The following is a 6,836-nucleotide window of genomic DNA, read 5'->3' as shown; positions in this document are numbered from 1 at the left end:
GGCTTGAAATGTGTTTAACTAAATTAGGCTATTATTTCAAGCCAAAGGTGTTATAATATGTGAGACCTTTGCATAAATATGAATAATCATCAAAACGCTATTTTTCACCAACTTGACAATTTTATGAAACACAGCCATAGCTTTGGCTATGACTATATTTCATAAAATCACCAATTCGGCAAAAATTGGATTTTGCTAATCACCCCTATTTATGCAAAGGTCTCTATGTATATCAAACGCAGGAGTCGCATTAGGGGCTGGGTGTTTGAATTTTTAAAATAAACATAAACATAAACATAAACTTAGGAGCAACTTACCGATGTCAAATCTTTCAACATATATGGATTTTTACAATAATACACCTTATACTTTAAAGCTTAAGAGTACAACTGCGGTGCATGGCAGCTGGAAGGTGTCGCCACCTCCTGCCATTACCCCTTCTCAAAAAGATGCTTCATTTTCTATGCAAGACCCTTCAATGGCTGCTGCAGGGTCGGAAGGAACTGTCACATATCATGTTGTAGTTCCTAGTACCAATGAAGAGGGCGATAATTCTACTACCGATGTTACTTTTCTTGCTAGGTTTTGTGACTCGTATTCTGTCGGTAATAACTATTGTTATTTTAGTACTTCTCATCCCGAATTATTCGCAATATATTTTGAAGCTGAAATTGATAATCATGGTTGGAATAAAAATTATTGTCCAGATAGCGGACATCCACTTCATCTAAAGTTTTTTGTGCACCCAGTTTTATAAGCAAAATATATTTATATTATTTTAAACTCACAAGGATGGTTTGTTGTGATTTTTCTAGCACCGTTTATTTAGTCAATAATACTTTGTTTGAATTTAAGTTATCTGCATCAATCAGTGATGTATGGTTGAGTTTGCCTTGCAAGACCCAATCAAGTTCATCTCTAAGTGCAGAAAACACGCCCATATTTGCCGTATAACCCGTTGAAAACAACAACGCTTTTTCCTGCCTCGTATAATTAGCCAACGCTTCTTCTAATGCCTGATGTGCGGATGTATGCCCGCTAATCAAGTGCGATGCACGCCAGCACCAGAGCTAAATTTATCAATCCCTTGTTTGAAGGCTTGTTTGATTTTTGGGTGCTTGGCAAGCGACAGATAATCATTTGAACAAAAATTTATTAAGGATTGCTCATTGATAATCAGTTGCGTATTTTCAGATATTTTTCTTGAGCGATACAGATGACTCTGTTTAAGGCTTGATAATTTTTTTTGAAAAATCCATGTATCCATGTATCTATTTTATAGTTTGCAGGGTAACTTGATAGCACAATATAGAAGCCCCCTGCATTACCCTCCAAAACTAACCTCAAAAAAACTTATTTTTTTTCAACAAAAAAACCAACAAAAACCCCTAAGTTACCATTAGAGACCTTTGCATAAATAGGGATGATTAGCAAAATCCAATTTTTGCCCAATTGGTGATTTCTTTAAACCTTGTCCTAGCAGGGCTAAGGCTGGGTTTAAAAAATTGCCAAGTGGATGAAAAGTGGGTTTCTGATGATTGTTCCTATTTATAGAGACTTTTGCATAAGTAGGGATGATTAGCAAAATGCCGACTTGGTGATTTTATGAAATATAGTCATAGCAAAGCTATGACTGTGTTTCATAAAATTGTCAAGTTGGTGAAAAATGGCGTTTTGATGATTATTCATATTTATGCAAAGGTCTCTTATACAAAGGTCTCCATTAAATTCTTATAAACATTCGCTTACCCTAGTGAGATTATAAGCAATGACTCATTGCCTTTCCTTTAGGGGTTTGACACCCGCTCAAAAGACAGTTCAATTGAAAAAAGTGGCTTGAAATGTGTTTGACTAAATTAGGCTATTATTTCAAGCCAAAAGTGTTAGAATATATATCAAACGCAGGAGAGTCGCATTAGGGGCTGGGTGTTTGAATTTTTAAAATAAAAATAAATTTAGGAGCTACTTACCGATGTCAGACTTTTCAATATATATAGAATTATACAATGATACACATTCTACTTTAAAGTTTAAGAGTAAAACTGAGACGCGTGGTTGTTGGGAATCTATGCCGCCTTTGACCATTGCCCCTTTTAAAAATGTTTCATTTGTTATGGAGAAGCTCTCTTCAGATGTTCCTTCAGGGTCGGAAGGAACTGTCACATATCAGGTTGCAGTTCCTGATACCAATGAAGAGGGTGATAATTCTACTACCGATGTTACCTTTACTGCCAAGTTTTGTGACCCGTATTTTGGTAATAACTATTGTCAGTTTAACACTTCTCATCCTAAATTATTCTCAATATATTTTCAAGCTAAAATTGATAATGGTAACTGGAATAAAAATTATTGTCCAAAGAGCGGGCATCCAGTTTATTTACGACTTTTTATAAAAGAGATTTCATAAGCAACATATATTTATATCATTTTAAAATCACAAGGATAGCTTATTGTGGGTTTGTTGACCACTGTTCGTTTAGTCAATAATACTTGGTTTGAATTTAAGTTATCTTCAGACAAGTTAGATTGAGAGTATTGGGAAACTCTCCACTCGGATTGCTCTGTCCTAAAATATCAAGTAAGTTTGTTGTGAAAGACACTTCTGGGGCTACGACTGGCTCGGAAGGTAGTGTTACTTATAGTTTTGGCGGTACTGCTATAGGTATGAAATTTTGTGATTCTTACACTTTAAGTGGTAATTATGCCACTATAGAATTTCAAAGCGAAGGTTGAGAAAAAAGCATGAGATACAACTTAATTTTACAGCACAGGTAAAGGGTGGCAAAAAGCATCATAATTACTACCCATCCAGCGGACACTCTTTGGTACTTGCCTTTGAGATAAATTCAAAATTCCCACATTTTTTAAATGATGAAGAATTTAAAGTGGCACAAGAAGAGGAGCCAAATATTAGCCAAGATACATTTCTATTGCCAGTGAGGTTAGCCTTAAAGTCACTACTTACAATCCATAAATCTATTTTATAGTTTGTAAGGTAACTTGATAATACAATATAATCAAGGTCTTAATATTATCTAGAGACAGCATGAAAAAAACATTCAACTTTTCACACCCCAAAAAACAAAGACCCAGAGTGGTTGAAGCCATCAAATACGAGCTTAAAAAATACATTAAGCGTGAGCGTAATAAAAAACGACCTGAAGAGGTAGATTTTTGGGACTTTGATTGCCGCTATGGCGCTAACGAGGCTTCTTGTGGCGTGATTCATGTTTCTGAAATTAATAAAGTAATCTCAGAGGCTGATGCAGAGGGTTTGGATTCTTTTTTCTTGGAGGTTTTATCTAAGCCTGGTGTGCGAGCTAAAAAACCTGAAGCAGAAAAAAAGGAAGAAAGTTTTCTAGATTAAGAGACCTTTGCATAAATAGGAACAATCATCAGAAACCCACTTTTCACCCACTTGGCGATTTTTTAAACCCAGCCTTAGCCCTGCTAGGACAAGGTTTAAAGAAATCACCAATTGGGCAAAAATTGGATTTTGCTAATCATCCCTATTTATGCAAAGGTCTCATTAAGTTTTGAATTTATAAGCGATTGTTTTTAAGTTTGTGCTTTTTCTTGCGTTTATTTGCTTGCTTTTGTTGACAAAATTGTTTTTAACTGTTACAGTTAAGTTTCTTAATCATTATTTTTTTGAAAATGAAAAACATAACAAATACACTAAACAAACTAACTAAATTCCTTGCAGTTGCCATCATGTCAGTCTCTTTGAATGCTTTTAGTATTGTGCCAGCTCCACACATTACAATCAGTATCAATCATGTTAGTGCTACTGTTGGCGCTGCTATTACACCTATTACCATCACCAATACAGGTGGTGCTGTTTCTTATTATTCAATTTCTCCTGCTGCTCCCAGTGGCTTATCCCTTAATACAAAAACTGGAACCATCTCTGGAACACCAATTGTTGTCTCTGATCCAGTGACTTATGTTGTAACAGCAACTGGTCCCTTTAGTAAGGACACTGCAACTGTTGTTATTGCTGTTGATATTGTTAATCTAGCCTTTGGAAAACCTGCCACACAATCCAGCACATATCTATACCACTCTATCAATCCTGTTGCTGGCTATGCAGTGGATGGTAGCACCGATGGCTATTTCTTAAATAAGAGTACAACCCATACTGAATATGAACAAGGTGCTTGGTGGCAGGTTGATCTAGGCAGTCAAAAAAATATCAAGCAAATCATTATCTACAACCGTACTGATTGCTGTGCAAATAGACTAAGCAACTACCAAGTTAGTATTTCTAATAAAGCAGACTTCAGCACCCACATCTATCAACAAGACTTTCATGTTGCGCCCAATCCCAAAAAAATCATTCAATTAGACGCACCAAGTAAACAAGGTCGCTATGTTAGAATCCAGTTGCTTGACAAGGGCTTTCTGTCTCTAGCAGAAGTGCAGGTTATAGGTGTTGATCCTTTGCATTTTGCTAAGGTGAATTATTCTAGTGCTCGGAATGATTTTGGTGGGTTTAATAATGTGCCAAATTATGCTAATAAGACGGCTTTTGCTGCCATTCAAGACGACGCTTCAATCGTGGAGTGGGGTATTCCAGATCCTGAAGACAAAAAAGCACCCACTGATAGTGGCTACACCAAGATTTATTCAAATGAATATGCTTTTGCCGCCCTCAAAGCCGATGGTTCAATCACGGCGTGGGGTAGCCTATATTCTAGAGGCGCAGATGCACCTTCTGGCAGTGGCTATACCAAAATTTATTCAACTGGATATGCCTTTGCCGCCCTTAAAGCCGATGGTTCAATCACGGCGTGGGGTGCCTCATATTCTGGAGGCACAGGCGCACCTTCTGGCAGTGGCTATACTGAGATTTATTCTAATAGAAGGGCCTTTGCCGTCCTTACACACGATGGCTCAATCAAGGCATGGGGTAACTTATATTTTGGAGGTACAGACGCACCCAATGTACCCACTGACAAAGGTTATACCAAGATTTATTCAACTGATAATGCCTTTGCCGCCCTTAAAGCCGATGGTTCAATCACGGCGTGGGGTGATTTGGATTATGGAGGTTCAGGTGCGCCCTCTGGCAGTGGTTATACCAAGATTTATTCAACCAAGTATGCCTTTGCCGCCCTTAAAGCCGATGGTTCAATCAAGGTGTGGGGTAGTTCAATTTCTGGAGGCGCAGACGCACCCACTGACAAAGGCTACACCAAGATTTATTCAACTGATAGTGCCTTTGCCACCCTTAAAGCCGATGGTTCAATCAAGGCGTGGGGTGACTCAAATTCTGGAGGCGCAAACGCACCCACTGACAAAGGCTATACCAAGATTTATTCAACTGCATTTGCCTTTGCTGTCCTTAAAGCCGATGGTTCAATCAAGGCGTGGGGTGACTCAAATTCTGGAGGCGCAAACGCACCCACTGACAAAGGCTATACCAAGATTTATTCAGCTGAGTGGGCCTTTGCCGCCCTGAAAGCCGATGGCTCAATTACAACATGGGGTGGCTTAGATAATTGGTCGTGGGAAGTGCCAAAGGTTGAAATCATAAACACACCCACTGACAAAGGCTATATCGCGATTTATTCAAATGCATTTGCCTTTAGCGCTGTTAAGTCCGATGGCTCAATCAGGACATGGGGTAACCCAAATTATGGAGGCGCATATGCCTCTGGTCATAATCTAGCGCTTGGAAAACCTGCCACACAATCCAGCACATATCCACGCGACCTTCTTACTTTTGCTGGCTATGCAGTCGATGGTAATACCAATGGTAAATTCGGAAATGCTAGCACAACCCATACCAACAATGAACAAGGTGCTTGGTGGCAGGTTGATCTAGGCAGCAGGAAAAAGATCAGTCAAATCATTATCTACAACCGCACTGATTGCTGTGCAGATAGACTAAGCAACTACCAAGTTAGTATTTCTGATAAAGCAGACTTCAGCACCCACACCTATCAACAAGACTTTCATGTTGCGCCTAATCCCAAAAAAATCATTCAATTAAACGGATCAGGCAAACAAGGTCGCTATGTTAGAATCCAATTGCTTGACAAGAACTATCTGTCTTTAGCAGAAGTTCAAGTTATAGGCGTTGATCTTTAAGAGACCTTTGCATAAATAGGGATGATTAGCAAAATCCAATTTTTGCCCAATTGGTGATTTCTTTAAACCTTGTCCTAGCAGGGCTAAGGCTGGGTTTAAAAAATCGCCAAGTGGGTGAAAATTGGGTTTCTGATGATTATTCCTATTTATGCAAAGGTCTCTTTAAATAAAAAAACCAGTAAAAGTGTTTCAGTTGCTGCTTACTTAGGTTGTAATGCGCTAGTGGTTAATCATTCATTTTGAAGAAAATATATTTGATATCTTTAAAGCTGAAAAAAATTACACAATTCAGTCTCTTAATAAATTAGGAATGATGTAAAGAGCGCAATACTTAGATTCACATCATAAGTGCAACACTCAATTAGTCGCTCAAAGGGTATATTAACCACTCTTTAATCCGACAAGAAAAAGGAGTGAAACATACAAAAATATACGCAATTGACCTGCGAACAAAGATACCATATTTACCTACTAAACAAACAAGGATACAACCAAACCTTTATTGCCAAATCAATGGGTAGAAACAAATCAACTATTTCTAGAGAATTATCTCGCAATACTGGTAAAAGAGGCTATCGCCATAAGCAAGCTAACAGGCTTGCTGACGAACGACATCAAGAGAAAAATAAGGTCATCAAACTCACAGATTCCGTTAAAAACCACATTAGTGAAAAGCTAAAAGAATATTGGAGTCCTGAACAAATCATGGGACGCTTGGAATTAGATAAAAAGATTAAAAT

At 38.0% G+C, this 6,836-nt stretch carries 9 protein-coding genes; 7 read left to right on the top strand and 2 right to left on the bottom strand.

What is annotated here, in order from left to right; all coding sequences use genetic code 11:
• Nucleotides 1-319 precede the first annotated feature (319 nt).
• On the top strand, nucleotides 320-757 hold the full coding sequence (locus BBROOKSOX_RS08215) for a hypothetical protein (RefSeq protein WP_139660869.1): 438 nt from the start codon (nucleotides 320-322) through the stop codon (nucleotides 755-757).
• Between the two features lie 64 nt (nucleotides 758-821).
• Here BBROOKSOX_RS08215 and BBROOKSOX_RS12160 read toward each other — a convergent pair whose 3' ends face one another.
• Together BBROOKSOX_RS12160 and BBROOKSOX_RS12155 are read right to left on the bottom strand one after the other, a co-directional pair.
• Nucleotides 822-1,046: a hypothetical protein gene (locus BBROOKSOX_RS12160; RefSeq protein ID WP_257607813.1), complete on the bottom strand. Its 225-nt coding sequence runs from the start codon at nucleotides 1,044-1,046 to the stop codon at nucleotides 822-824.
• Complete coding sequence (locus tag BBROOKSOX_RS12155; protein WP_257607812.1) at nucleotides 1,043-1,267, bottom strand: hypothetical protein; 225 nt, start codon at nucleotides 1,265-1,267, stop codon at nucleotides 1,043-1,045. Before BBROOKSOX_RS12155 ends, BBROOKSOX_RS12160 begins: the two co-directional genes overlap by 4 nt.
• 705 nt (nucleotides 1,268-1,972) lie before the next feature.
• Between BBROOKSOX_RS12155 and BBROOKSOX_RS08205 the strand changes: the two genes are divergently transcribed.
• The 6 genes from BBROOKSOX_RS08205 to BBROOKSOX_RS08180 form a co-directional block, all read left to right on the top strand.
• The gene (locus tag BBROOKSOX_RS08205; RefSeq protein ID WP_139660867.1) at nucleotides 1,973-2,407 is read left to right on the top strand and encodes a hypothetical protein; all 435 of its coding nucleotides are present in this window, start codon (nucleotides 1,973-1,975) and stop codon (nucleotides 2,405-2,407) included.
• A 182-nt stretch (nucleotides 2,408-2,589) separates the two neighbouring features.
• Complete coding sequence (locus BBROOKSOX_RS08200; RefSeq protein ID WP_180323922.1) at nucleotides 2,590-2,733, top strand: hypothetical protein; 144 nt, start codon at nucleotides 2,590-2,592, stop codon at nucleotides 2,731-2,733.
• A complete protein-coding gene (locus BBROOKSOX_RS08195; RefSeq protein ID WP_139660865.1) occupies nucleotides 2,730-2,987 on the top strand; it encodes a hypothetical protein in 258 nt (85 codons plus the stop codon). The genes BBROOKSOX_RS08200 and BBROOKSOX_RS08195 overlap by 4 nt, the downstream gene beginning before the upstream one ends.
• A 59-nt stretch (nucleotides 2,988-3,046) precedes the next feature.
• Nucleotides 3,047-3,367, top strand: coding sequence for a DUF6172 family protein (locus BBROOKSOX_RS08190; protein WP_139660862.1), 321 nt, complete (start codon nucleotides 3,047-3,049; stop codon nucleotides 3,365-3,367).
• A gap of 290 nt (nucleotides 3,368-3,657) precedes the next feature.
• A complete protein-coding gene (locus BBROOKSOX_RS08185) occupies nucleotides 3,658-6,096 on the top strand; it encodes a galactose-binding domain-containing protein (RefSeq protein WP_139660860.1) in 2,439 nt (812 codons plus the stop codon).
• A gap of 438 nt (nucleotides 6,097-6,534) precedes the next feature.
• Nucleotides 6,535-6,836, top strand: a 302-nt coding sequence (locus BBROOKSOX_RS08180) for a helix-turn-helix domain-containing protein (protein ID WP_139660858.1), incomplete at its 3' end; no start/stop codon positions are given.

The organism is bacterium endosymbiont of Bathymodiolus sp. 5 South (assembly GCF_900128535.1).
Lineage (GTDB): Bacteria > Pseudomonadota > Gammaproteobacteria > PS1 > Pseudothioglobaceae > Thiodubiliella.
Note: the sequence above shows the minus strand (reverse complement) of the source record. Positions and strands in the feature narration are given on the sequence as shown.

Bases quoted from the DNA above. Each gene is read 5' to 3' on its own strand.
- BBROOKSOX_RS08215 (WP_139660869.1), top strand. From the start codon at position 320: ATGTCAAATCTTTCAACATATATGGATTTTTACAATAATACACCTTAT.
- BBROOKSOX_RS12155 (WP_257607812.1), bottom strand. From the start codon at position 1,267: ATGGATACATGGATTTTTCAAAAAAAATTATCAAGCCTTAAACAGAGT.
- BBROOKSOX_RS08205 (WP_139660867.1), top strand. From the start codon at position 1,973: ATGTCAGACTTTTCAATATATATAGAATTATACAATGATACACATTCT.
- BBROOKSOX_RS08190 (WP_139660862.1), top strand. From the start codon at position 3,047: ATGAAAAAAACATTCAACTTTTCACACCCCAAAAAACAAAGACCCAGA.
- BBROOKSOX_RS08185 (WP_139660860.1), top strand. From the start codon at position 3,658: ATGAAAAACATAACAAATACACTAAACAAACTAACTAAATTCCTTGCA.